At 71.6% G+C, this 24,272-nt stretch carries 22 protein-coding genes and 1 pseudogene; 6 read left to right on the top strand and 17 right to left on the bottom strand.

Going from position 1 to position 24,272, the window contains the following annotated elements:
• Positions 1–220 precede the first annotated feature (220 nt).
• The 5 genes from ACGFIW_RS27720 to ACGFIW_RS27700 form a co-directional block, all read right to left on the bottom strand.
• Positions 221–1,006, bottom strand: a complete 786-nt coding sequence (locus ACGFIW_RS27720; protein ID WP_393321610.1) for an ABC transporter permease — start codon at positions 1,004–1,006, stop codon at positions 221–223.
• Positions 1,003–1,905, bottom strand: coding sequence for an ABC transporter permease (locus tag ACGFIW_RS27715; RefSeq protein ID WP_393321607.1), 903 nt, complete (start codon positions 1,903–1,905; stop codon positions 1,003–1,005). Before ACGFIW_RS27715 ends, ACGFIW_RS27720 begins: the two co-directional genes overlap by 4 nt.
• A complete protein-coding gene (locus ACGFIW_RS27710) occupies positions 1,902–3,053 on the bottom strand; it encodes an ABC transporter ATP-binding protein (RefSeq protein ID WP_393321605.1) in 1,152 nt (383 codons plus the stop codon). The genes ACGFIW_RS27715 and ACGFIW_RS27710 overlap by 4 nt, the downstream gene beginning before the upstream one ends.
• A gap of 5 nt (positions 3,054–3,058) precedes the next feature.
• Complete coding sequence (locus tag ACGFIW_RS27705) at positions 3,059–4,243, bottom strand: extracellular solute-binding protein (protein ID WP_393321602.1); 1,185 nt, start codon at positions 4,241–4,243, stop codon at positions 3,059–3,061.
• Between the two features lie 209 nt (positions 4,244–4,452).
• On the bottom strand, positions 4,453–4,821 hold the full coding sequence (locus ACGFIW_RS27700) for a DUF3499 domain-containing protein (protein ID WP_393321599.1): 369 nt from the start codon (positions 4,819–4,821) through the stop codon (positions 4,453–4,455).
• Between the two features lie 152 nt (positions 4,822–4,973).
• Here ACGFIW_RS27700 and ACGFIW_RS27695 point away from each other — a divergent pair, with 152 nt between their 5' ends.
• Positions 4,974–5,423: a metallopeptidase family protein gene (locus tag ACGFIW_RS27695; RefSeq protein ID WP_110562108.1), complete on the top strand. Its 450-nt coding sequence runs from the start codon at positions 4,974–4,976 to the stop codon at positions 5,421–5,423.
• 75 nt (positions 5,424–5,498) lie between these two features.
• On the opposite strand, the gene ACGFIW_RS27690 is transcribed toward ACGFIW_RS27695, so the two are convergent.
• The 6 genes and pseudogenes from ACGFIW_RS27690 to ACGFIW_RS27665 all read right to left on the bottom strand — a co-directional run.
• Positions 5,499–5,756, bottom strand: coding sequence for a WhiB family transcriptional regulator (locus ACGFIW_RS27690; protein ID WP_007455784.1), 258 nt, complete (start codon positions 5,754–5,756; stop codon positions 5,499–5,501).
• Positions 5,757–6,204: 448 nt separating this feature from the next.
• Positions 6,205–6,534 (bottom strand): phospholipase, encoded by a 330-nt coding sequence (locus ACGFIW_RS27685; RefSeq protein ID WP_393321596.1) that lies wholly within the window; start codon positions 6,532–6,534, stop codon positions 6,205–6,207.
• Between the two features lie 18 nt (positions 6,535–6,552).
• The gene (locus ACGFIW_RS27680; protein WP_393321593.1) at positions 6,553–7,947 is read right to left on the bottom strand and encodes a DUF4331 domain-containing protein; all 1,395 of its coding nucleotides are present in this window, start codon (positions 7,945–7,947) and stop codon (positions 6,553–6,555) included.
• Between the two features lie 51 nt (positions 7,948–7,998).
• Positions 7,999–8,277: a hypothetical protein gene (locus tag ACGFIW_RS27675; protein ID WP_357071649.1), complete on the bottom strand. Its 279-nt coding sequence runs from the start codon at positions 8,275–8,277 to the stop codon at positions 7,999–8,001.
• Positions 8,278–8,441: 164 nt separating this feature from the next.
• Positions 8,442–10,985, bottom strand: coding sequence for a bifunctional FO biosynthesis protein CofGH (locus tag ACGFIW_RS27670; protein WP_393321591.1), 2,544 nt, complete (start codon positions 10,983–10,985; stop codon positions 8,442–8,444).
• Positions 10,986–11,447: 462 nt separating this feature from the next.
• Positions 11,448–12,296, bottom strand: a pseudogene (locus ACGFIW_RS27665) (hypothetical protein); the annotation flags it as partial.
• Between the two features lie 98 nt (positions 12,297–12,394).
• Here ACGFIW_RS27665 and cofD point away from each other — a divergent pair.
• Both cofD and ACGFIW_RS27655 read left to right on the top strand, forming a co-directional pair.
• Positions 12,395–13,342 (top strand): 2-phospho-L-lactate transferase, encoded by a 948-nt coding sequence (cofD, locus tag ACGFIW_RS27660; RefSeq protein WP_393321588.1) that lies wholly within the window; start codon positions 12,395–12,397, stop codon positions 13,340–13,342.
• A complete protein-coding gene (locus ACGFIW_RS27655; RefSeq protein ID WP_393321586.1) occupies positions 13,339–14,424 on the top strand; it encodes a coenzyme F420-0:L-glutamate ligase in 1,086 nt (361 codons plus the stop codon). Before cofD ends, ACGFIW_RS27655 begins: the two co-directional genes overlap by 4 nt.
• Positions 14,425–14,517: 93 nt before the next feature.
• Here ACGFIW_RS27655 and ACGFIW_RS27650 read toward each other — a convergent pair whose 3' ends face one another.
• The gene (locus ACGFIW_RS27650) at positions 14,518–15,516 is read right to left on the bottom strand and encodes an ArsR/SmtB family transcription factor (RefSeq protein ID WP_393321584.1); all 999 of its coding nucleotides are present in this window, start codon (positions 15,514–15,516) and stop codon (positions 14,518–14,520) included.
• A 285-nt stretch (positions 15,517–15,801) separates the two neighbouring features.
• Complete coding sequence (locus ACGFIW_RS27645) at positions 15,802–16,848, bottom strand: hypothetical protein (RefSeq protein ID WP_393321582.1); 1,047 nt, start codon at positions 16,846–16,848, stop codon at positions 15,802–15,804.
• A 39-nt stretch (positions 16,849–16,887) separates the two neighbouring features.
• On the opposite strand from ACGFIW_RS27645, the gene ACGFIW_RS27640 reads away from it, so the two are divergent.
• Positions 16,888–17,496 carry an NUDIX hydrolase gene (locus tag ACGFIW_RS27640; protein ID WP_393321580.1) on the top strand — a complete coding sequence of 203 codons (609 nt, stop codon included), beginning with the start codon at positions 16,888–16,890 and terminating at the stop codon, positions 17,494–17,496.
• Here the strand turns inward: ACGFIW_RS27640 and ACGFIW_RS27635 are convergent.
• Positions 17,465–18,556 (bottom strand): mannose-1-phosphate guanylyltransferase, encoded by a 1,092-nt coding sequence (locus ACGFIW_RS27635; RefSeq protein ID WP_393321577.1) that lies wholly within the window; start codon positions 18,554–18,556, stop codon positions 17,465–17,467. The genes ACGFIW_RS27640 and ACGFIW_RS27635 overlap by 32 nt on opposite strands.
• 61 nt (positions 18,557–18,617) lie before the next feature.
• Positions 18,618–19,763, bottom strand: a complete 1,146-nt coding sequence (locus ACGFIW_RS27630) for a glycosyltransferase family 1 protein (protein ID WP_357558614.1) — start codon at positions 19,761–19,763, stop codon at positions 18,618–18,620.
• A 154-nt stretch (positions 19,764–19,917) separates the two neighbouring features.
• On the opposite strand from ACGFIW_RS27630, the gene ACGFIW_RS27625 reads away from it, so the two are divergent.
• Entirely contained in the window at positions 19,918–20,607 is a 690-nt protein-coding gene (locus ACGFIW_RS27625; RefSeq protein WP_393321573.1) for a TIGR03089 family protein, read from the top strand.
• 170 nt (positions 20,608–20,777) lie between these two features.
• Here the strand turns inward: ACGFIW_RS27625 and ACGFIW_RS27620 are convergent, their stop codons facing one another.
• Complete coding sequence (locus tag ACGFIW_RS27620) at positions 20,778–22,775, bottom strand: acetoacetate--CoA ligase (protein ID WP_393321570.1); 1,998 nt, start codon at positions 22,773–22,775, stop codon at positions 20,778–20,780.
• Positions 22,776–22,920: 145 nt separating this feature from the next.
• Complete coding sequence (locus ACGFIW_RS27615; protein WP_204943434.1) at positions 22,921–23,439, bottom strand: acyl-CoA thioesterase; 519 nt, start codon at positions 23,437–23,439, stop codon at positions 22,921–22,923.
• A gap of 23 nt (positions 23,440–23,462) precedes the next feature.
• On the opposite strand from ACGFIW_RS27615, the gene ACGFIW_RS27610 reads away from it, so the two are divergent.
• Positions 23,463–24,137, top strand: a complete 675-nt coding sequence (locus ACGFIW_RS27610; protein WP_393321567.1) for a hypothetical protein — start codon at positions 23,463–23,465, stop codon at positions 24,135–24,137.
• The last annotated feature ends 135 nt before the right edge of the window (positions 24,138–24,272 follow it).

The following is a 24,272-nucleotide window of genomic DNA, read 5'->3' as shown; positions in this document are numbered from 1 at the left end:
ACCCGCGCCATTCGCTGTCCATGGACGATCGGTGGGCGGCCCTCCGGCGACCAACCGACAACTGCGGCGACCTTCGGGTTGGGCCCGACGGGGCCGATCGTGCGGCTGCACCTGCCATCAAGAGGTGCAAATCTCCACGTACCGGACTCATCTGCAGGGTCCGCTCAGGGTCCGGCAGAGGTCGCCGAAGGTTGTGTCGAGATGCCGTCAGCGCACCGGGTCAGCGGCGGCGAGAGCGGAGCGTGGTTAGGGCGGTCAGGAGGAGGGACAGCGCGAACATGGCGGTGCTTATGACGTTTACCTGTGGGGGGATGCCCCGCTGGGCGGCGCCCCAGACATACATGGGGAACGTGACAGTGGTGCCGGCGTTGAAGTTCGTGACGATGAAGTCGTCGAAGCTCAGCGAGAAGGCCAGCAGCGCGGCGGCCACGATGCCGGGCAGCACCAGCGGCAGGGTGATCCTCCGCAAGGTCTGCCACTGGTTGGCGTAGAGGTCCATGGCGGCCTCCTCCAGCCGCCGGTCCATCCCGGCCAGCCGTGCCCTCACGGTGACCACCACGAACGACACGCAGAACGTCACGTGTGCGATCACGACTGTCCAGAAGCCCTGCGGCACCCCGGCCGACACGAAGAGCGCCAGCAGCGACGTGCCAAGCACCAGCTCCGGGGTGGCCATCGACAGGAAGATCAGTATGTTGATGCCGGACCGGCCGCGCGGGCGGTGCCGGACCAGCGCGAACGCCAGCAGGGTGCCCAGCGCGGTGGCGATCACCGTGGCGAGGAAACCGATCCGTACGCTGCGCAGCACGGCGTCGCACATGTCCGAGGTGGCGCAGGGCTGTCGCCAGTTGTCCAGGGTGAACTCGTTGAAGTCGTACGACAGTCGACTCGACGGCCGGTTGAGGGACAGCCCGGCCACCACCAGGATCGGCAGCGCCAGATAGCCGAGCACCAGCAGCGCCACGATCAGCACCCAGCGGTCGGCCAACCAACGGGAGATCCTCACGGCACCTCCCCCGCGCCGACCCTGCGCAGGTGACCGAAGATCACCGCGAGGATCGCCGCCAGCAACAGGAACGACAGCGCGGCGCCCTGCGGGTAGTCCAGCCGGACCAGGAACGCCGAGTCGATCACGTTGCCGATCATGTACTCGGTGGGGGTGCCGAGCAGTTCGGCGTTGAGGTAGTCGCCGCTGGCCGGGATGAAAAACAGCAGCATGCCGGCGACCAGGCCGGGCCTGGACAACGGCAGGGTCACCCGGCGGAACGTCTGCGCCCCGCTCGCGTACAGGTCGCCGGCCGCCTCCAGCAACCGGTGGTCGAGCCGCTCCAGGCTCGCGTACAGCGGCAGCACCAGAAACGGCAGGAAGTTGTACGTCAGGCCGAGCACCACCGCGAACGGCGTGGCCAGCAGCCGGCCGTCCGGTGCGAGCAGGTGCACGTCGCGCAGCAGGCCGACCAGCGCGCCGTTGTCCGACAGGATGGTCTTCCACGCCAACGTGCGGACCAGGAAACTGGTGAACATCGGCGCGACCACACAGACCAGCAGCAGGTTCTTCCACCGCCCGGCCTTCCGCGCAATCGTGTAGGCAAGCGGGTAGCCCAGCAGCAGCGCCAGCACCAGGGCCAGCCCGGCGTAGCCGAACGAGCGCAGAAACTGCGGCCAGTACGCCCGCAGCACGTCCGGGTAGTTGCCGAACGCCCAGCTCATCGCGTAACCGGTGGACAGCGAGCCGTCGGGGTCGTACAGGCTGGCCGCCGCGAGCTGCGCCAGCGGCACTCCGAAGAAGACGAACAGCCAGGCCACACCGGGCAACACCAGGAGGTACGGCAGAAGCCGGCGCCTCCCGAAACGGGCTGCCGGTGCCGCAGTCTGCCCCGAGCCGCTGGGAGCCGGCAGGGTCACGACGGCGCGCTCACCGGCTCGTCGAGCACCGGCGACGTCCGGTCCACACTCGCGGCGCCCCGGGGCAGCAGGAACGCGTGCCGCGGATCCCAGTACGCGAATGCCGCACCGCCGACCGCGAACCGCGTCGACGTTGCGCTGTTCGCGACGAACACCGTCAGCTCGCCGCCCCAGTCGGTACGCAGCAGATACTGCGTGCTGACTCCCACGTAGGAGGCGTCGCTGACCACCCCGCTGACGTGTTGGTGCCCCACGGGCACCTGGTCGGCGGAGCCGACCAGAGTCAGCTTCTCGGGGCGTACCCCCAGGTGGACCGGACCGCGGTCGGACCGTGCCCGGCCGGCGGGCACCGAGAAGCGCGTGCCGTGCGCCGTCACCGCGACGTCGCCGCCGCTGGCGCCGGTGGCCTCGCCGGCGAGCAGGTTGGACTGGCCGAGGAAGCTCGCCACGAACGCGGTGGCGGGGAACTCGTAGAGGTCGGCAGGCGTGCCCTGCTGCTCGATCCGACCCGCGTTTAGCACCGCGACGGTGTCGGCCATGGTCAGGGCCTCCTCCTGGTCGTGGGTGACGTGCACGAAGGTGATGCCGACCTCGGTCTGGATGCGCTTCAGCTCGATCTGCATCTGCCGGCGCAGCTTCAGGTCGAGAGCGCCGAGCGGCTCGTCGAGCAGCAGCACCTGGGGCCGGTTGACCAGGGCGCGGGCCAGCGCGACCCGCTGCTGCTGGCCGCCGGAGAGCTGGGCCGGTCGGCGTTTGCCGTAGCCGTCGAGCTGCACCAGCGACAGCATCCGGTGCACCTCCCCGTCGACCGAGCGGAGGCCGCGTCGACGCAGCCCGAAGGCCACGTTCTCGAAGACGGTGAGGTGCGGGAAGAGCGCGTAGCTCTGGAAGACGGTGTTGACCGGTCGTCGGTACGGCCGCAGTCGGGTGACGTCCCGGTCACCGAGCAGCACCTGGCCACCTGTCGGCTCCTCCAGGCCGGCGATCATCCGCAGCGCGGTGGTCTTGCCGCAGCCGGACGGGCCGAGCAGCGCGAAGAACGAGCCCTGCCGGACGGTCAGGCTGAGGCCGTCGACGGCGGTGACACTGCCGAACCGCTTGGTGAGGTTGGCCAGGCGCAGGTCGCCGGCGGGTGTCTCGCGCGCCATCCCCGTCACGCCCCGATGACCTGCTGGAACTTGCTCTCGTACTCCTTCTCCTGCTTGGTGTCCAGGACCATGAACGTCGTGGCCTTCGACAGCAGCGCGTCGTCGGGGAAGATCAGCGGGTTGGCGGCCAACTCGCTGTCGATCTTCTCCATTTCGGCCTGCGCGCCCTTGACCGGGCAGATGTAGTTGACATAGGCGGCGAGCCTCGCGGCGACGGCCGGCTCGTAGTAGTAGTTGATGAGCTGCTCGGCGTTCGCCTTGTGGGTGGCCCGGATCGGCACCATCATGTTGTCGCTGTAGAGCAGCACGCCGGAGTCGGGCGCGACGAACCGCACCTTCTCGTTCGCGCCGGAGAGTTGGATGACATCCCCGGACCAGCCGATGCACGCGGCGATGTCGCCCTTGGCCAGGTCGGGTGCGTAGTCGTTGCCGGTGAACCTGCGGATCTGCCCGGAGTTGACGGCCTTCCTGAGCTTGGTGAGCGCGTCGTCGAACTGGGCGGTGGTGAAGTTGGCCGGGTCGTGCCCGTTGGACTGCATCAGCAGGCCCATCGTGTCGCGCATCTCGCTGAGCGCCGACACCCGGCCCTTCAGGTCGGGGCGGGTCAGCAGCTCGTCGACAGTACGCAGTTCCCTGGTGACGTCACCGTTGTACGCCAACCCGGCGAGGCCGGCCTGCCACGGGACGGAGAGCCGGCTGTCGGTGTCGAAGGAGTGGTTGAGCAGCGACGGCAGCAGGTTGGCGCGTACGTTCGGGATCTTCGTCGGGTCGAGCTGCTGGATCCAGCCGAGCCGGCTCATCCGGGCCGCCATCCAGTCGCTCAGCACGATGATGTCCCGGTCGGTGCTCTGGCAGGCGGCGAGCTGGTGCTGCACCTTGCCGAAGAACTCGTTGTTGTCGTTGATGTCCTCGGTGTAGGTGACCTGGATGCCGGTCTTCCGCCCGAACTCGTCCAGGCTGGGTCGCTTGGACTCGTCCTCGTCGTCCACGTCCAGATACTGCGGCCAGTTGGAGAACGCCAGCTTCTTCTCGGTGCCGGAGAGGTCCTCGCTGACGCAGTCGGCCTCGGTCTGCTGCGCGCCCCTGGTGCCGCAGCCCGCGAGGCTGCCGCCCCCGGCGAGCAGGGCGGCCGAACCGAGGACGCCGGTGAGCAGTCCACGCCGGGAGAGGGGCCGGAGGGGAGTACGCATCAGTCTTCCTCATCAGGATCGGCGCCGTGGACGACTGACACGATGACAAACCGGCGCCACCAGAAGAGCATCGGGGCCGCTGGGTCACTGCTCGTGCAGGTCGCGGCCACGCTCAGCGTGATCCACTCGCGTTTCAGGAAGTCGGGGTGTCCTGGGCGCTGCGACACCGCGCCTCTACCGGAACCCGAGGAGATCAGCGGCCGGCCGGGCTAGTGGTTGGGGGGGATCACCCGGAGGTGGCCTCGGCGGCCCGTCTGCTGGGGGTGGTCGTGGTGGTTCTGGTCGGGGTCCGGGGGGCGGGGAGCGGGCCGGGCGGCCTCGCGGACCGCCTCGGCGAGCGCGACCAGGTCGTCAGTGGTGGGCGGCGGCGGCTCGAACTCGCCCTCGTGCCGGACCACGTCCCAGCCACGCGGTGCCGTCAGGCTGCGGGCGTGCGGCTCGCACAGGTCGTACGTGTGTGGCTCGGCGAACGCCGCCAGCGGCCCCACCACCGCTGTCGACTCGTTGTAGACATAGGTCAATGTGGCGACCGCTTGCCGGGGGCAGCCGTTACGGGAGCAGCGCCGTGGTGACCTCACGGGCGCAGGGTATCTCCATTACCGGGTCCGGCGCATCGCTTCGCGTTGCGACACGCCCGTAGCGGTGATCACAGTTCGCCGTCCTGGGCGCGCCGCGCCACGGGAGCGGCGGTGCCGCTGACCAGCCCGGCGCGGGCGCTACCCTTTGCCTCATGACGAGCCCGGAACACCGCCGCCCCGGCCCTGGCCGGCGTGTGCACCGTGACCGGCACGGTCGCGGCCTGCGCGGGCGGCTGGTGCCGGCCACCGTGCCGCTGGCGCGGACCAAGGCCGAGGTCTTCGACGACCTGGTCCTGGACACCGTGGAGACGCTGGAGCGTCGGTTCGCCAAGGAGTTGGCCGGGGTCGAGTTCGCGGTCGAGGACGTGCCACCGGACCTGAACGTCTACGACTCCGATGTGTTGGAGGACGGCGAGGTCCCGCTGGCCCGACTGCTGCCCGGCCGTCCGGGCCGCCAGGAGGTGCCGCCGCGGATCGTTCTGTACCGACGGCCTCTGGAGTTCCGGGCGATGGACCGTGAGGACCTCGCCGATCTCGTGCATGACGTGATCATCGAACAGGTGGCGAACCTGCTCGGCGTCGACCCCGACGAGCTGGCCTGAGCAGTCCCCCGACAGCCCACGCCGCCCCCGTTCGGGCGGAGTCGGGCGGCCCCCACCGCCCCGACCTCGCACCGCTCAGGCGGCCCGCCGCTTCAACTTGCGCCGCTCCCGCTCGGAGAGCCCACCCCAGATGCCGAATCGCTCGTCGTGACCGAGAGCGTATTCGAGGCATTCGGTCTTGACCTCGCACCGCGAGCAGATCCGCTTCGCCTCGCGGGTTGAGCCGCCCTTCTCGGGGAAGAACGCTTCGGGGTCGGTCTGCGAGCACAACGCCCGCTCCTGCCACTCCGGCGCGTTTCCGAGCAGGTCGGCCACCTCAAGCTGGCCGTCCATCAAATGCCTCCTTGTCGCGCACCGGCGTCATCGCCGCTGCAACCCCCCACGCGAAAGGCGTGCTTGTCCGTCCGGTCCCGTTTTGTTGCGTTCCGTGCGAACAACCCCATTCAAATTACACGCGTGTAATGCGTGCGCCGTCAAGCCAAACTTGATAATGGAGTCGCCCTCCCGACACCCCCGGACGACCACTGGGGCCGTCCAGCCTCGCAACCTGCCCTATCGATTCAGACCCCGGCCGAGTAACGCCCTCTCCGGCGAGTTGCCCGACTTTTCTGCCGTGGCGCTCCCCCGACCGGACCGTGCCAGACACCCGCGCCCCCAAAGCTGATCTTGGTGGGGGACAGGTTAACGCGGCGCGGCGCAGACTGCCCGTCGAGCTGGGCACAGCGCGTGCGCCCCGTCCACAATGTGGACGGGGCGCGAGGCGAAAAGCGATGTGGAAGGGTCAGTCGGAGACCCCAAAACCGCTGCTGGGCCACACGAACTCGGCTATCCCTCCACCGTGGACAGAAACTCTGCCGACAGGCGTGCTCGCGTCCCACCAGACGGTATAAATCCCGCCGGGCAGATCCGGGTAGACCGCGCTGTGGACCGAGCCGTCCCGCACCCGGCGCTCCCGCACCGCGGAGTGCACCCGCCGATCATCCTCCCGGCTGATCTCGATCTCCCGGCCATGCAGATCCCGCCCCGTGTAGACGATCAGGGCACCGGTGTCGCCGCCCAGATCGAGGACGACACTGCCCGTCTCCGACGGCCCGTACGCGTGCTCGTGCATTCCTTTCCCCCGGCCCGGTCAGGACGCCGCCGGCGGGTTGTTGAACCCGTCGTACGGCGTACCCAGGTAGGGGAAGTTCCCGAGGAACGGCGCGGTCACGTCGGCGGCGCTCAGGCCGGGGGTGACCGCGGCGGCCGCCGCGTCCGGACGGAACGTCTTGTCCACAAGCGGCACGGTCACCCCGGCGATCGCCCGCAGCGCGATGCTGACCACGTCGTCGCCGACCCGCCGCCCGTTTGGGAACCCGGCCAGGTCGCCACCGAGCACCCCGAACCGGTCCGGCTTGGCCGTCGGCGGGATCGCCGTGTTCAGCCGCAGCATGTCGGCCTGCACGTCGCCTGTGGTGTTGGTGAAGCCGTCGATCAGCCCGGCCGGTATGCCGGTGAGCAGGATCGCCACCAGATCCGCGCGGGCCTTCTTGGCCTTGGTGAGTTTGTCCAGGTTGGGGAAGACGTCCGGGTAGAGCGCCGGCAGCAACGCGGCCAGCTCCGGTTGCTCGACGAACCGCGCGAACCGCTTGTCCTCCGACGGCGGCAGCGAGTTCCACAGGTCCTTCTTGGACATCGGCACGATGACCTCGTTGAACAGCGGATTGCCCAGCCGGGAGACCTGCGTGAACGGGCCGGTCGCGGTGTCCGCACCGCCCCGGTCGCCGAGCACCCGCACCTGCCGGCGCGACGCCGAGGTCCACACCCCGAGAACCGACGCCGGGTCGGCGGCACCGTACCGGCTGGCGCGTCGGCGCACCTGCTTCAGTGGCACCTGCACGGCGATGCTGTGCACGTTCATCCGGTCGGTGGCGTTGACCGGCTCACCCTCGGCCTTGAAGATCTTCTTGCCGGCGACGTGCAACTGCTGGAACGGCCGCAACGTGCCGAGGTCGAAGATCGCCCCCAGGTCGACGAAGAAGCCGTCCGCGCGCTGCCCGGCGAAGACCTTCTCGCCGGTGGAGAGCGAGTAGGTCGCCTGCCGGACGAGGTCGGCGTACTTCGGGGTGGACAGCGGGCCGACATTGCACGGCGGGCACGGCAGCTTGTGCGCCAGGCGGTGTTCCCGTCCGTCGGCCACCCGGGTCAGGCTGTAGAACTGCCGCCGGTTCCAGTTCTTGCTGTCCAGCGACTCGATCGTGCCGGTGTTGTAGAGAAAGCTGTTCGGATTGGTGATCTCGGTGGTGAATTCGAACCGGTAGGTGACATCCGGACGGCCGTCGCCGTCGTTGTCGATATGGATCTCGTAGCGCACGTCGTCACCGAACTCGAAGAAGTTCGGCCCCCCGGAGGGCAGCTGCAACGGCACGTAGTTGGCGATCAACGTCACCGTGTCGGGCTTGTCGGGGCTGACGAACGCGTACAGGTCGGAGCTGTCGGCGACCGGATCCTTGGCTATCTCCGGGGCCTCACGATGGGAAGACATGGCGGACCAACCTCACTGGGCGGGGACAGGATGGCAGTGCGGGATGTCGGGTCAGCGCCGGGCGGCGCGCCGCAGCCGGTCCGCCAGGCCGCGGTCGCGTACCTCGATCCGCGCCTCACCGACGAAGACGTCCATCGTTCCGGATTCGGCGTCACGCAGGTGCACGACGATCGGTTCGTCGGCTCGTCCGGCCGCGCCGGGAGCGTTCTGCGCGGCTGACAGGCCCGGCACGGTGAGCGCGGCGGCGCCGAGAGTGGCGCTCGCCGCCGCGGTCAACGTCTGCCGGCGGGTCAGTCGCGGCCACTGCCGCTTCCGCTGATCACTGGTCATGGGCAACCTTTCCGGCTGCGGCGCGCACGCGCCCGCGGGGGACGGACGGGTCCGACGCCGTCCAACGACGCCGCCGGGCCCCTGGAAGGGACACCGGCGGCGATCCTCGCCGCGACCGCCGCCGGCACCGCGTGGTACGGCCGGCGGCGGGGAAAGGTTCGACGTCAGGGCCGAACGTGACCGTACGCAGTCGACCGCTTGCGCGCCGGACGACCGGCGGCCTTCGCGATGGCCCGCAACTGCTCCTCGGTACGCGCGGACCCGTTGTCGGAGCCGGCCATCCGGGAGATGGTCTCCTCCATCAGCGTGCCGCCCAGGTCGTTGCACCCACCCTGGAGCATCGCCACCGTGCCCTCGTCACCGAGCTTCACCCAGGAGCACTGGATGTTGTCGATCCGACCGTGCAGCAGCAGCCGGGACATGGCGTGCACCACCCGGTTCTCCCGCCACGTCGGCCCGGGGCGGGCGATGCCGGCCAGATAGATCGGAGCATTGGTGTGCACGAACGGCAGCGCCACGAACTCGGTGAACCCGCCGGTGCGGTCCTGCACACCGGCCAGCACCCGGAAGTGCGCCAGCCACTGCCCGGGGTGGTCGACGTGGCCGTACATCATCGTGGAGCTGGACCGGATGCCCAGCTCGTGGGCCGTGCTGACCACGTCGACCCAGGCGGCGGCCGGGAGTTTGCCCTTGGTCAGCACCCAGCGCACGTCGTCGTCGAGGATCTCGGCGGCGGTGCCCGGGATGGTGTCCAGCCCGGCCTCGCGTAGTTGCGTCAGCCATTCACGCACCGGCACCCCGGCCTTCGCGGCAGCGGTGACGATCTCCATGGGCGAGAACGCGTGCACATGCATCTCGGGCACCCGGGCCTTGATGGCGCGCACGATGTCGGCGTACCCGGTGACCGGCATCTTCGGGTCGATGCCGCCCTGGAGGCACACCTCGCTGGCACCGACCGCCCACGCCTGCTCGGCCCGGTCGGCGACCTGCTCGACGGAGAGCCGGTACGCGTCGGCGTCCCGCTCACGCTGCGCGAACGCACAGAACCGACAGCCCACGTAACAGACGTTGCTGAAGTTGATGTTGCGGTTGACCACGTAGGTCACGTCGTCGCCGACCGCGTCCCGGCGCACGTCGTCGGCGAGCCGGCACAGCTCGTCGAGCGCCGGCCCGTCCGCGCCGAACAGCGCCAGCGCCGCGTCGGTGTGCCGGGGGTCGAGCAGCGCCGCCGGGTCGTCGGCGGCCAGCCGCAGCCCCGCCGCCAGGTCACGGTCCGCGCCGCTCCCGGCCGCCACCGGGGGTACGCCCACCCGGCGCGCCGTCGCCTCGGGGGTGACCTTGCCGGCGACCTCGGCCCAGTCGCCGTAGACGCTGTCGAAGTCACCGCGCCGGTCGTCGGTGCGGCCGGTGGTGTCGATGGTGGCGTGCAGGTCGACCCGCCCACCGAACACCTCCTCCGGCTCCTGCCAGGGACGCCCCTGCGGCAGCGCGGACTCGACAGCCATGCCGGTCGCCGGGTCGGCCAGCGCGGTCACGTGCGGCAGCAGCCGCGGGTCGAGCCAGGGGTCGCCCGCGCGCACGTACTCGGGGTAGATCGTCAGCCGCTCCCGCAGCGTGAACCCGGCCAGCTCGGTGTGCCGGGCCAACTCCTCGATCTGCGGCCACGGGCGTTCCGGGTTGACGTGGTCCGGGGTGAGCGGCGAGACGCCACCCCAGTCGTCGATGCCGGCCCGCAACAGCAGGTCGTACTCGCCGGCGATGAGGTTCGGCGGGGCCTGGATCCGGGCCTTCGGGCCGAGCAGCAACCGGGCCACCGCTACCGTGGCGGCCAGGTCGTGCAGCTCCGCGTCGGGCATGCCACGCATCGCCGTGTCCGGCTTGGCGCGGAAGTTCTGCACGATCACCTCCTGGAGGTGGCCGTACTCCCGGTGGGCGCGGCGGATCGCGAAGAGCGCGTCCACCCGCTCGGCCGGCGTCTCGCCGATGCCGATCAGGATGCCGGTGGTGAACGGCACGCCGACCCGGCCCGCGTCCTCCAGGACCCGCAGCCGGACCGCCGGCTCCTTGTCGGGTGAGCCGTAGTGCGGGCCCCCCGGCTCGGACCAGAGCCGGGTCGCGGTGGTCTCCAGCATCATCCCCATGCTCGGCGCGACAGGCTTGAGCCGTTGCAGCTCCGACCAGGACAGCACGCCGGGGTTGAGGTGCGGCAGCAGCCCGGTCTCCTCCAGCACGGCCACCGCGCAGGCCCGCAGGTAGTCCAGTGTGGAGTCGTAGCCGCGCTCGTCCAACCAGCTCCGGGCCGCCGGCCAGCGCTCCTCCGGCCGGTCGCCGAGCGTGAAGAGGGCCTCCTTGCAGCCCTGGGCCGCACCGGCCCGCGCGATGGCCAACACCTCGTCGCGGTCCAGGAACGGCGCCGGCAGCCGGTGCGGCACCGTGGCGAACGTGCAGTAGTGGCAGCGGTCCCGGCACAGCCGGGTCAGCGGGATGAAGACCTTCTTCGAGTACGTGACCACGCCCGGCCGCCCGGCGTCGCGTAACCCGGCGTCACGAATCCCACCGGCCACCCGGAGCAACTCGTCGAGGGCGTCACCACGGGCGGACAGCAGGGCGGTAGCCTCGTCGACGTCCAGCGCCCGCCCGGTCGCGGCCCGGCCCAGGGCCCGCCGCACGCTAGCGTCGCTCGGGCCGGATTGGGTGCGATCAACCATCCGCTCAGCCTATGCGCAGCGCGAGCCCACTCGACAGACCAGCGCCCGCACCGTGAGAAACGGCCCACCTCGGCTCTCCGTGAGTGTGGTGGTCCGACGGGGCGACCCCAGCGATCTCACTGACCGGCCGCTGGGCGCAGCGCCAGCGCGGCGATCAGGTGACGAAGAGGAGGCGACAGGGCCGCTGTCGACCTGCTCTTCATCACCTGATCATGGAGGCCGGTTTCAGCTGGGCTGGTCGGGCTTGATGTGCTGGGTACGGTCGTCGTCCGGATTGGCGGGGCGGGAAATCGCCTGCGTCGGGTCGCCCGACGGACGCGGAATCGCCTCGGTCGGGTCCGCCGAGGGGCGCGGGATGGCCTGGGTCGGTTCGGCCGGACGCGGAATCGCCTCGGTCGGGTCGCCCAACGGACGCGGAATCGCCTGGGTCGGTTCGGCCGGCGGGCGCGGAATCGCCTCGGTCGGGTCCGCCGAGGGCCGCGGGATCGCCTGGGTCGGGTCCGCCGACGGCGGCTGCCCGAACGGCGGCGCGGCGGGCGACCGCGGGAACGGCGGCGCGGACTGTGGGAACGGCGGCGCGGACTGCGGGGCCTGGAACGGCGGCGCGGACTGCGGGTGGGACGGGGCCGGCTGCGGGAACGGCGGCGCGGACTGCTGGTGCGGCGGGGCCGACTGCGGGGCCTGGAACGGCGGGGACGGCTGGGCGTACTGGCCGGGGGCGGGCCAGCCGCCCTGCGGCTGGCCACCGGGCTGCCCCGGGGACGGCCACCCACCCTGCTGCTGCGGCCAGCCTGCCTGCGGCTGACCGTAGACGCCCGGCTGAGGCTTGGGCCGCGGCACGTGGTAGCGGGCACGCCAGATGGTGTAGACCACCCAGGCGGCGACCGCGAAGATCACCATCCAGGCGATCTGGTCGAGCACACCGAGGAGCGCGTCGAGCACCCTCGCATCGGCCAGGCGGCCCACCGTCGAGATCAGCATGGTCAGCGTGCCGACCACCGCGCTGGCCGCGTACTCACCGAGGGCCACCTGCGTGATCAGCTTGGCCTTCGGCACCACCGGCGAGATGTGCGTGGCCAGCAGTACGGCCAGCAGTGGGAGGCCCACCGCCTCCAGCCCGACGAACGTGCCGAAGGCACCGCCCGCACGTTCGGTGAAGGAGCCGTTCGGGGCGATCAGCCGGAGCAGACCCACGAAGAGGAACACGGCATTGGCGCCGAGCAACGCGAGCGCGGCGAGTTCGCGTAGTGGCTTGGTCAGCTGACGGGCCTGCGTCGCGTCGGAGGACGCGGGCTCGGCGGGGCTGGTCACGAACTCCCCCTCGGGGCCGGAACGGACAGGGCGCACGTGAGCCTAGTCTCCCGGGCCAGCAGCGGACCGATGGCGTCACGTGCGCGAGGATGGTCGACATGCACATCGTGGTTCTGGCCGGCGGAATCGGCGGCGCCCGCTTCCTGCTCGGCGTCCGGGCGTACGCCCGCGAGATCGGCGCGGACGTGACCGCCGTGGTCAACGTCGGCGACGACCTGTGGCTGCACGGGTTGAAGATCTGCCCCGACCTGGACAGCGTCATGTACACGCTCGGCGGCGGCGCGGACCCGGAGCGCGGCTGGGGCCGGGTCGGCGAGAGTTGGACGGTCAAGGGCGAGTTGGCCGCGTACGGGGCGCAGCCGGACTGGTTCGGCCTCGGCGACAAGGACATCGCCACCCATCTGGTACGAAGCACCATGCTCAACGGCGGTTACCCGTTGAGCACGGTCACCGAGGCGCTGTCCACCCGCTGGGAGCCGGGCGTGCGCCTGCTGCCGGCCACCGACGACCGCCTGGAAACCCACGCCGTGGTCGAGGACGAGCAGGGTCAGCGGGCGATCCACTTCCAGGAGTGGTGGGTGCGCTACCGGGCCGACATCCGCACCCATCGCTTCGTCTTCGTCGGTGCGGAGACGGCGAAGCCGGCACCCGGTGTGCTGGACGCGATCGGCTCCGCCGATCTGGTGCTGGTCGCCCCCAGCAATCCGGTGGTGAGCGTCGCGCCGGTGCTCGCCGTACCAGGGTTGCGGGAGGCGGTGGCGGACGGCCCGGCGCCGGTGGTGGGTGTCTCGCCGATCATCGGCGGTGCTCCGGTGCGGGGGATGGCTGACCGCTGTCTCGACGTGCTGGGCGTCGAGTGCAGCGCCGCCGGGGTGGGCCGCCTCTACGGGGGCCGGTCGGACGGCGGCCTGCTCGATGGCTGGCTGGTCGCCGAGGAGGACGCCGACACGGTGGTGCCGGGGGTGACGGTCCGCGCGGTGCCGCTGCGGATGACCGACGAGGCGGCGACGGCGGCCATGGTCCGCGCCGCGGTGGAGTTGACGTGAGGCTGGAGATCCTGCCGGTGCTCGGCATCGGCCACGTGACCGAGGGTGACGACCTGGCCGCGATGATCGCGACCGCGGCGCCGTGGCTGCGCAACGGGGACGTGCTGGTGGTCACCAGCAAGATCGTCTCGAAGTCGGAGGGGCGGCTGGTCGACGTCCCGGCGGACGGGCCCGCGCGGCTGGCCGCGCGGGACGAGGTTCTGGCCGGTGAGACCGCCCGGGTGGTCGCCAGTCGGGGGCCGACGCGGATCGTGCAGACCCACCACGGTTTCGTGATGGCGTCGGCGGGCATCGACGCGTCGAACGTGGACAAGACCCAGTTGGTGCTGCTGCCGGTCGACCCGGACGCGTCGGCACGGGCGCTTCGTGACGCGTTGCGGGAGCGCTACGACCTGGACGTGGCCGTGATCGTCAGCGACACCATGGGCCGGCCCTGGCGAAACGGGCTCACCGACGTGGCGCTGGGCGTGGCCGGGATGCCGGCCATCCGCGACCACCGGGGCGAGGTGGACCCGTACGGCAACGAGCTTCAGTTGACCCAGATGGCCGTGGTGGACGAGCTGGCGGGTGCCGGCGAGCTGATCAAGGGCAAGTGCGATCAGGTCCCCGTCGCGGTCGTGCGCGGCTACCTCACCGCCCCCACCCCGGACGACGCCGGCGGCGCGCGTGCGCTGATCCGCGACGCCGCACAGGATCTCTTCGCGCTCGGCACCGCCGAAGCCCGCGCCGCCGGGCTGGCCGACGCCGCCACCCTGGCCGACGGTCCCGGCCCCACGCCGGCCGACCTGACCGCGGTGCGCCGGGCGATCGACGCGGTCGCCGAGGTGGTCGCCCCCGGCACGGTCTTCACCCTGGTCGACGAGGCCGAGGTACGCGCCGGCCTGGTCGCCGAGATGCCCGGCTGGCCGGAGGGGGCCACCCTGCTGCTCGGCTCGGCCCCGACCCCCGTCGAGCCGATCGGTCTGGTGCGCTTCGGTGCCGACCTGCACCGACTGCGCGTCGCCCTGGCCGCCCAGGGCGTCGGCTCGACCCTGTTGCCGCCACCACCCGGCAGCCCGGCGAGCGCGGCGCTCGCCCTCTGAGAGGCAGCCGCTCACCCGGCACCCGGTGGACGCCGCGCTCGGGGAGAGCCGGGGCCCGGCGAGCGCGGCGCTCGGCCGGTGACCGGTGGCGGGTCAGGCGTCCAGCATGGCCCGGCCGAGCGGCGTCAGCGTGTGCAGCACGCTGTTGCGGTCCCGGTGGCTGACCAGCAGGCCGGCGTTGCGCAGCACCGTGGCATGTTGGCTCGCCGCCGCCGGTGAGATGTTGAGCTGGCGGGCGACCTCACCGGTGGTGCAGCCCTCGTCGCTGGCCTCCAACACCGCCGCCCGGGTGCGGCCGAGCAGCGCGGCGAGCGACTCACGGGCGGCGGTCGACCGGGTCGCCCCGGTGTCGTCGACCGACAGCAGCCCGCCGAGGCGGTCCACCCGGTAGACCAGCACCGGCGGCAGGGCCGGGTCGAGCAGGGCGACAGGTGTGTCCGCACAGAAGAACGACGGCACCAGCAGCAGCCCTCGGCCGTCGAGGTGCAGCTCCCGGCTGTGCGGGTAGTTGCGGATTTCGAGCACCCCATCGCCCCAGCGCATGGCCGGTCGGAGGCTGGTGAGCAGGCACTCGACACCGCCGTCGAGCAACGCCCTGGCCCGGCGGGCCCGGTCCGCCGCGACTGCCGCCTGAATCCTGCTCCAGTAGGGATTGATCGCCAATGAGCGGTATTGCACCATCGAGTCAGCCAGGTGGTGGAGCACCGCCACCTCACCCCGGGCCAGCGCGGCGGCCGAGGGAGGGAGCTGGTTCTCGGCGGCGAGCACGCTCAGGTCTCGCCGGAGCATCCCGGTGGGGGTGCTGCGGAGGGCGTCCAGCCCGGCCTCGAAGCCGTCGACACTGGCGTACGGGGTGAGGAAGTCGGGAAAGTAGCCGCGCGGCGGGCTCAACGCGAAGAGCAACCGGAGCTGCTCGGAGGCGACGTCCTGACGCAGCCCCTGCGACACGGCGCGCCGCCATTGTGCCGTCAACGGGTCGCGGTTGCGGCTCTGTAACGCGTGCAGGCTGAGGACCAGCTCCCAGACCGGGTCCGCCGCCGGCGCCACCCGAGTCCGGAGGATGTCCTCCCCGGAAAAGTGGATCTTCAGCATGGAGCGCTCCAGTGTCGCCGGCAGGGGGATGCCGGTTGACCGTTCGACTCTACCCGGCCGGCACTAATCTCCATCTTTAAGCCTGGACTGAAAAACCTCGACGCCGCCGGAGGGTTTCGACATGCTTCCAGTGCCCGAACACCGTGCCGGTGCGTCCTCGACGTGCCGGCCCGAGGGCACCGGGCCTGGGGAGGCCCCGGTGATCGGGCGGCACCACGAGGGTCTGCGGCCCGTGCTCCGCAGAGGTGCCGTCCGGTCATCCCGTCCCAGCGTCACCCATCCGACTCAACCGGCCCACAGCGCGACCCGGTGATCCTCGTCCGTGACGTAGAACGGTCGCCCGTCCAGCTCGGCCAGCCCCTCCACGTGGTGAAACGGCGCCAGGTCCGCCACCGTCTCCCCGACCAGCCGGTACGCGTCGCCCGACCCGCCGCGCGGCAGCCGGAAGCGGACCTGCCGAGACGTGACGTCCCCACCGCCCGGATGGTCGTCGAGCAGCACGGACCCCTTGCCCAGCGCGTCGATCGAGCCGATCACGGCCGCGTACCCGCCGTCCGACGTCGGGGTGATCGCACGGAACCCGGTCAGCTTTCCCGCCGGGGTGACCCCGGTCAACGCGTACGCGCGCAACGCCCGCGGCCACGCCGGCTCCGCGGTGAACATGCCCGGCACACCAGCCACCTCCACCAGGATCGGCTCACCGGCCTCGGTGACCGGGAACCGCAGCCCGAGCAGCACCGTCGCGTCCGGAGTGAAGGCGGCCGCCTCCACGTTCACCGGCAGGTCGTCCGGGGCCAGCCGGCTCACCCAGCGCTTCTCCCGGGCGGTCCCCCTCGCCACCGTCTCGACGATGAACCGCGCCCGCACCCGTTCCCCAGGTGGCAACAGGGTCAGCGGCGATCCGGCGAGAGCGTCGTTCACCGCCCGGTGCAGCCGGAACGAGTTGCGCACCACGTGCACCGGCACCGGGCCGCCCACCGCGTCGTCCTCCCGGAAGCGGGCCACGAAGGCACGCCGGGGGCGCAGCGGGCCGGCCTTCGAGCCGAAGTGGGAGCCGAAGACGTACACCCAACCGTCGTGGTGGGCGAGCGCCTCACCATCCTCGGTCCGCCCGTTCTCCACGCCCGCGTCCGCCCGCACGTGCTCGGCCGTCCACTCGCCGTCGTCCCGTTCCAGCAGCAACACGAGGCACCGCTCCACCGGCCCCTCGTCCAGCACCGTCCAGAAGCCCCGCCGCGCACCGTACGCGCGCAGCAGCGCCGCCGACCGCACCGGCAGCAGATCGCTTGCCTCGTTGCCGGCCACCACGAATTCGACGAGTCGCAGGGTCACCGCGCCAGCGTACGGAGCGCACGCTCGTACAGTGACGGGATGCCCGACACCTCGCTCGCCGCCCACCCGACCGACCCCCAGGCGTACGCGCCGTTGCACTCCGACGCCGTCGCGCTGCTCGAAGGCTGGCAGCCGACCAGCCCGGCCGCGGCCACCGCGCGGGACCGGACCCTCGCGTTGCTCGACGCCGGGCCGATCGCGATGAGCCGGCAGCACCGCCCCGGGCACATCACCGCGAGCACGCTGGTGCTGGACGCCACCGGCACGCGGGTGCTGCTGTGCCTTCACGTGAAGTTCGGTCGGTGGGTGCAACTCGGCGGGCACTGCGAGCCGGTCGACCAGACGCTTGTGGCCGCCGCGCTGCGCGAGGCCACCGAGGAGTCCGCGATCGCCGACCTGCGCATCGACCCGGTGCCGATCGACGTCGACGTGCACGAGGTGCTCTGCCAGGGCGGCTCGCGCCACTACGACGTCCGGTTCGCCGTGGTGGCGCCGCCCGGTGCGGTGGAGCAGGTCAGCGACGAGGCCGAGGAGTTGGGCTGGTTCCCACCGGATCAACTGCCCGAGCCGCTGGCCGGCGGGACCGCACAACTTGTCGCACCGGCCCTCGCGGCCCTCAGACGTAGCCCTCTTCGCCTCGCGCCTTGAGTTCGTCGACCAGGGCCTTGACGCCCTGGGCCTGGTCGCGTGGGCAGACCAGCACCGCGTCCGGGGTGTCCACCACGATCAGGTCGCGCAGCCCGAGGACGGCCACCAGCCGACCGGACTGCGGCACCACCACCAGGTTGGCGCTGTCCCGCAGGAGCACACCGGGCTTGGCGTCGGTGCCGAGCACCACGTTGCCCGCCTCGTCGGCCGGCAGCACCTCACCGAGGGTGTGGAAGTCGCCGACGTCGTTCCAACCGAAGTCACCCGGCACTGTCGCGACCCGACCCGCGGTGGCCGCGCCCTCCATCACCGCGTAGTCGACGGAGATCTTCGGCAGCGTCGGCCAGATCGCGCCGAGCACCTCGTCCTGCTCCGGGGTGCCCCAGGCGGCGGCGATCGCGGTGACGCCAGCGTGCAACGCCGGCTGCTGGCGGGCCAGCTCGGCGAGGAAGACGTCCACCCGCCACACGAACATGCTCGCGTTCCACAGGTGCCGGCCCGATCGGACGTACGCCTCGGCCACCTCGGCGCCGGGCTTCTCCTTGAACTCGGTCACCTGCCGCCAGGGGGCGTCGTCGGTCTCCTCACCGGTCTCCAGATAGCCGTAGCCGGTCTCCGCGCGGGTCGGGGTGATCCCGACCGTCATCAGCATCCCCTGCTCGGCCCCCCGGACCGCCTCCTGGACGGTACGGACCCAGCTCCCCGGGTCGCCGATCAGGTGATCGGCCGCGAAGCTGCCCATCACCGCGTCCGGGTCGCGTACCGCGATCACCGCGGCGGCCAGCGCGATTGCCGCGCAGGAATCCCGTGGGGACGGCTCGACCAGGATGTTCTCCTCGGGCAGGCCGGTCAGCTGCCGAGCCACCGCCGCGACGTGCGCCGCACCGGTGACCACAAGGGTCCGATCCGGTGTGGTCAGCGGCGCGAGCCGCTCCACGGTCGCCTGGAGCAGGGAGGAGCTGGTGCCGGTCAGCGGGTGGAGGAACTTGGGATGGCCGGCGCGGGACAACGGCCACAACCTCGTGCCGCTGCCACCTGCCGGAATGACCGCATAAAGCATCCGCACATCATGCCCGACGCACCTGCTGGCAGTGGCACGGGTCACCACCAGGGGCCCGGGATCACGAACGGGCGCGACTCCAGGCGGTGATGTGCACCTCGGCGCTGGACTCCCAGGTGAACTCCTTCGCCCGGTCGAAACCGGCCTTCGCCAGCGACAACCGCCGCTGCTCGTCGTCGAGCAGCGCGGCCAGGTCGATGCCGATCTGCTCCGCGTCCTCCGAGGTGTACGCGACCGCGTCACCGCCCACCTCGGGCAGCGAGAGGCGGGGCGTGGTCAGCACCGGGGCGGCGCACGCCATGGCCTCCAGGATCGGCAGCCCGAACCCCTCGCCGTAGGACGGATAGGCGGCGACGAGCGCGCCGCCGAGGAAACCGGGCAGGTCGGCGTAGCGCAGGTAGCCGGGACGCAGCAGGCGCAGGTGCGACGGGACCTCGGCCACCGCCCGGTCGATGTCGTCGTCGTGCCCCTGGCCACCGGCGATCACCAGGGCCGGCGGGTCGACACGGTCGGCCACCGCCCGCGCCCAACCGCGGATCAGATTGGGTACGTTCTTCCGCGGCTCCTTGGCGCCGAGGAAGGCGACGTAGCTGCTGTTGCCCAGCCCCAGTCGGGCACGGACCCGGGCCTTCTCCTCCTCGGTGGGGGCGTGGAAGGCAGCCTGGTCGACACCGTGGTAGGCCACGTCGATCCGCGTCGGGTCGGCGTCGAGCAGCCGGATCAGCTCGTCCCGGGTGGCCTTGCTGGGCACGATCACCCGGTCGGCGCGGCGCAGCGAGGTCTTGATGGCGCTGCGGAAGAACGTGCGGCGGGACTTGTCGTAGTGCTCCGGCTCGGTGAAGAACGTCGCGTCGTGCACCGTGACCGTGACCGGGCACCCGGCCCGCAGCGGGCAGGTGTAGAAGGGCGAGTGCAGCACGTCGGCGCCCACCTGCTGGGCGAGCAGCGGCAGGCCGGTCTGCTCCCACGCGAGCCGGGCCGGGCGGTGCGCCACGGCGGCCGGTGCCGGGATGATCTCCGCGCCGGGCAGCATACGGGTGTAACGCTCCAGGTCGGTGCGGAGACTGACCACCGCCAAATCCACCCCCGACCCGCACACCTTGCCGAGGGCACCGAGCAGACCATCGACATATCGACCGACACCACCACGGTCAGTGGGGACACTCGTGGCGTCGATGAGCACGCGGGGCGGGCGACCGGCGGTCACGGGGCGACTCCTTGCACTGGCGGGTCTGTGGGGAACAACACTCCGGGGGTCAAGCCTACGCCGGAGCGCGGGGCCGACGCTGACTGCGACCCGACCGTACGCCGAGTTGTCATCGACATTCAGTACGGCCCGCACTGGCGTATCGTTCGCGCCGATGGCCGACAACATTGCCCGGGTGTTCGCCGACGCGATCGCGACCGACCCGACCCGACCGCTGCTCACCTGGTACGACGATGCCAGCGGGGACCGCACCGAACTCTCCGGCGCCACCCTGGCGAACTGGGTGGCGAAGACCGCCAACCTGCTCGTCGACGAGGTCGGCCTCGCCCCCGGCACGCCGGCCGGTGTGCTGCTGCCGCCGCACTGGCAGACCGCGGCGGTGCTGCTGGGCTGCTGGTCGGCCAAGCTGAGCGTCGTCGACACGCCGAGCGACGTGGATGTTCTCTTCGCCGCCGCCGACCGGTTGGACGAGGCCCAGTCCTGGCCGGCCGACGAACGCTACGCCCTCGGGTTGGCCCCGCTCGCCGTCCCGCTCCGGCAGGTGCCGCCCGGGTTCGCCGACTACGTGGTCGAGGTACGCCGGCACGGCGACCACTTCAACCCGCAGCCCGGTCCGGGCCCCACCGACGCGCACCTGCTGGCCCGCGCCGAGGCCCGCGCCACCGAGTTGGGCATCCAGCCCGGCGCGCGGGTCCTCGTCGACGCCACCCGCTACCCGGACCCGGTCGACTGGCTGCTGGCCCCCCTGACCCGAGCCGCCACCGTGGTCCTCAACGCCAACCCAGACCCAACCCGCCTAGCCAATCGCCAAGCCACCGAAAAAACAACCCAAACCCTCCCTTAACCCACTCCGGCTCGACTCGGCTCGGCTCGGCCCCGCCCGGCTCGGCGATCTTGCACTTTCTGTCGCCGAAACGCGTGGAATGCCCCTTATTCCGGGGCAGAAAGTGCAAGATCGCGTGGATGGGCGGCGGGGCACGGCGGGGTGGGGCACGGCGGGGTGGGGTGGGTGGGTCAGGTTTGGGGGCGGGACTTTGCCAGGGCGGCGAAGGCGGTCAGGGACTCGGGGTTGGCCAGGGCACCCCTGGCCGCCGCTTCGTCGACCGGGGTGCCGGTGAGGATCTTCTTGACCGGGACCTCCAGCTTCTTCGCCGAGAGGGTGCGGGGCACCGCGCGTACCTGGTGGATCTCGTCGGGCACGTGCCGGGGGGACAGGGCGGTGCGCAGTTCACGGCGGATCTTCGCGCGCATCGGGTCGTCCAGCTCCAGGTCGTCGGCCAGAACCACGAAGAGCAGCAGCTCGCCGGCGCCGCCCTCGTCGTCCTCCAGGTGTACGACGACCGAGTCGACCACCTCGTCCAGCCCCTCGACCACGGAGTAGAACTCGGCGGTGCCCAGCCGCACCCCACCGCGGTTGAGGGTGGCGTCGGAGCGGCCGGTGATGACGCAGCCGCCCCGCTCGTTGATGGTGATCCAGTCGCCGTGCCGCCACACGCCCGGGTAGACGTCGAAGTACGCCTCGAAGTAGCGGGTGCCGTCCGGGTCGTTCCAGAAACCCACGGGCATGCTCGGCATCGGCTCGGTGATGACCAGCTCACCCAGCTCACCGGTGACCGGCGTGCCGTCTGCGGAGCGGGCCTCCACCTTCGCGCCCAACGCGCGGCAGGCGATCTCACCGGCGTACACCGGCAGCAGTGGCACCCCGCCGACGAACCCGGTGCACACGTCGGTGCCGCCGGACAGCGACTGGAGCTGCACCTGGTCGCCGACGGTGTCGTACACCCAGTGGAAGCCCTCGGCGGGCAGTGGCGCGCCGGTGGAACCGACGCCGTGCAGCGCGGACAGGTCGGCGATCTCGCGGGGCACCAGGCCGGCCTTGCGGCAGGCCAGCAGGAACGGTGCCGAGGTGCCGAAGTACGTGGTGCCGGTGTCGGCCGCCAGCCGCCACAACCCACCCAGGTCCGGCTCAGCCGGCCGGCCGGGCTCCGCCCGGACCCCCGGGTTGCCGTCGAAGAGCACGATCGTGGTGCCCACGGCCGGGCCGGAGACCAGGAAGTTCCACATCATCCAGCCGGTGGTGGTGAACCAGAAGAACCGGTCGGCCGGGCCCAGGTCGTGGTGCAGGGCGAGCATCTTCAGGTGCTCCAGCAGGATGCCCCCGTGGCCGTGCACGATCGGCTTGGGCAACCCGGTGGTGCCCGAGGAGTAGAGCACGTACAGCGGGTGGTCGAACGGCACCGGCGTGAACGTCAACGGCTCGTCGGTGGGCCCGGCCAACGCGGCCCAGCCCAGCGCACCGTCGGGTGCCGCGCCCGTCGGGTCGAGGTAGCCGATGGTGACGGTGTGCCGCAGCGACGGCAGGGCGGCCCGGATCGCGGCGACCTCGGCGCGCCGGTCCACCGCCTTGTCGCCGTACCGGTAGCCGTCGACGGCGACCAGGACTGTCGGCTCGATCTGCTGCCAGCGGTCGGTGACACTGCGGGTGCCGAACTCCGGCGCGCAGGACGAGAAGATCGCCCCCAGGCTGGCGGTGGCCAGCAGGAGGACGTACGTCTCGGGGATGTTCGGCGCGTACGCCGCCACCCGGTCCCCGGCGGTGACACCGAGCCGGCGCAGCCCGGCCGACACCCGGCGGACCTGCTCGCGCAACTCCCCGGCGGTCAGCGTGACCGGCGCGCGGGTCTGCCCGTGCGCGATCACCACCGGGTCGTCGTCGGCGCGACCCGGCATCCGCAGCACGTTCTCCGCGTAGTTGAGCGTGGCACCGGGGAACCAGCGCGCCCCGGGCATGCCCCGCCCGGCGAGGGTGGCGGTCGGCGGGGTGTGCGCGATCACCTCGAAGTGGTCCCAGATCGAGCGCCAGAACCCGTCCAGGTCGGTGACCGACCAGTGCCACAGCGCGTCGTAGTCGGCGAAGTCCAGCCCGCGGTGCTCCCGTAGCCAGCGTAGGTAGCCGCCGATCCGGGACCGCTCGCGTACGTCCGCCGGCGGCGTCCACAGCATGTCACCCACTGTTCCACCCTCCCCCGGCCCGGCACGACACTGTGCGTGGCCGTGGCGCCATCTTGCCCTACCTCGAAGCGCCATTCTGCGCACCGGGTACGGCAACCGATGCGTGCCCGCCCCACATGCCCCGGTCCCGACCTGTGTGGCCGTCTCAGCCGGCGCGGTGGGCCTGGATGGCGCGGCGGCGGGCGAGGCGGTGCGCGCGACGGATCTCGGCCTCCTTGTAACGGCGCTCGTCCTCCGCCGTCTCCGGCAGCACCGGGCGGACCACCCGCGGGGCCCCGCCGACGTCCACACCGACGAAGACCAGGTACGCGGTGGCCACCCGGACCGGCGCGTCCTCGGCCGAGTCCCAGCGCTCGGCGACCACCCGCACGCCCACCTCCATCGAGGTCTGGCCGGTCCAGTTCACCTGCGCGTGCGCGTGCACAAGGTCGCCGACCCGGACCGCCTCGGAGAAGACGATCTCGTCGATCGCCGCGGTCACGGCCGTCCCGCCGCTGTGCCGGGCAGCCGCGGCCCCCGCCACGTCGTCGACGAACTTCATCAGAACCCCGCCGTGCACGGTGCCGTAGAGGTTCACGTCGACGGCAGTCATGATCTTGCTCAGCGTGACGCGCGAGTACGACGTCGGCTTGCCGATCGGTGCGGCGGAGAGGTGCTCAGTCATGGCGAAAACGGTACGGTGCGCGGATGCGACATCTCTGGAGCTTCCTCGCCGGGCTGGTGGTGGCGCCCATCACCTGGGTGCTCGTCACACTGGGGCAGGACGGGTCGAGCCGGACGGTCGACCGCTGGGTGGAGACCGGCACGTTCAACACCGCCAACCTGATCGAGCCAGCCGTGTACCTCGGTGTCGGCGGCGTCCTGCTGGGCCTGCTCGGCACGCTGCGCTTCTCGCCGCTCGGTCCACTGGTGGCCGGGTTGCTGCTGGTCACCCCGTACGTCGGGATGTTTATTGCGCCCTTCACGGTCCGGGACGCGATCCCGCACGGGTGGAAGGTGGCCGGCGATCCGTTGCCGTTGCGGCTGCCCGTGGAGAACGGCACGCTCTTCCTGATCGGCCTTCTGCTGCTGATGGCGACCTTCAGCGTGCAGCGGTGGCGGCAGTGGCCGCGCCCGGCCACCGAGTCGGCCGTGACGCAGGCCCCGGTACCGGAGACCACCCCCCGCAACGACGACTTCACGTTGACCGACTGGCCGTCCCCCGCGCCCGCGGAACGCGACACCGCGCCGCTCACTCTGGGTTACCCGGCCGACTCGACACCGACCGAGCCGTTGCCGCGCCGGGTGGGTGGCGAGTCACCCTGGTCCGCCCCACCGCGCGGCCAACCGCGCCCGGAGGACAACACCACGGAGATCCGCTGATCGTCGGGGGGGGCGGGGCCCCCGCCCCCCCCCCCCGGGGGGGGGGGGGGGGGGCCCCCCGGGGGGGGGGGGCCCGGGGGGGGGCGGCGCGGGGCCCGGCCCGGAGCAATAACCGCAACCCCGGGGGCCAACCCC

Origin of the sequence: Micromonospora sp. NPDC048935 (assembly GCF_043197875.1) — a bacterium.
Lineage (GTDB): Bacteria > Actinomycetota > Actinomycetes > Mycobacteriales > Micromonosporaceae > Micromonospora.
The sequence above is the reverse complement of the archived record's forward strand: the minus strand, read 5'-3'. Positions and strand labels throughout refer to the sequence as shown.